The organism is Nocardia niwae NBRC 108934 = DSM 45340, from assembly GCF_001613465.1.
Classification (GTDB): Bacteria; Actinomycetota; Actinomycetes; order Mycobacteriales; family Mycobacteriaceae; genus Nocardia; species Nocardia niwae.
This window is the reverse complement of the sequence record NZ_BDCK01000097.1, coordinates 1-847: the sequence shown is the minus strand read 5'-3', so window position 1 is coordinate 847 and position 847 is coordinate 1. Positions and strand designations below refer to the sequence as shown.

The 847-nt window shown below is 67.8% G+C and carries 1 protein-coding gene; it reads right to left on the bottom strand.

Translation table 11 applies throughout. The features are described from left to right. Nucleotides 1-847 (bottom strand): DUF4226 domain-containing protein (locus NNI01S_RS32990; RefSeq protein ID WP_157115184.1); only part of this gene is annotated, 847 nt, incomplete at both ends.

The window sequence follows — 847 nt, the reverse complement described above, 5'->3', positions numbered from 1 at the left end:
CTGCCGTTCGTGCCGGTGCTGCCGTTGGTGCCGGTGGATCCGGTGGGTGGGTTCTTGCCCGCGATGTTGTACAGGTACTGCTTGGTCAACCGGTTGATCGCGGCAGCGGTGTCACTGGAGGTGGCGTTGCCCCCCGAGACGATCGCGTGTGCTTTCTGCAACGCCGCGGTCAGGATCTGATGCACTTTCTGCTGCCCGGCTTTCGTGTACGCCTGCGGCCCCAACTCCGCCAACGCCACATTCACCTCCCGCACCAACCCGATGATCGCCTTCTTGTCGACCTTGTTCGACCCCTTCAAACCCCGCATATACGACACCAACTGGTTGTCCACATTGTTGAACGCCTTCGCCGCGTTGCGCTGGAACAACTGCTTGGCCCGAATCGCCCGCGTGGTCGACCCACTCCCCGGCGAACCCCCCGACTGCCGCGGCAGTTCCCGCACTTGCGGATCCGACGGATCCCCCTCCCCGTACACCCCCTCCAACTGCTTCAACACATCCATCGCCCGCGCCGCCTCCGGCGACATCCCCACCGCACCCGAACCATCGACCCCACCCGAGGCCACCGGCGCCGAACCCCCACCACCGCCACCACCACTGCCCAAACCCGCCAACGCCGAGGCGATCATCGGCAACATCCCCATCGCCATCATCCCCGCCATCGGCAGCACACCCGCCACCACCTCCGGATCCACCAACGGCTCCGGCTCCCGCTCCTCCTCCCGCCCCGCACCCCCACCCGGACCCGGCGCCGACTCCACCCGCGGAGCCACCACACCACCCGGACCACCCGGCACCGGCTCACCCGCCTGACCAGGAACCGGCTGACCCGGCACACCACCCGACT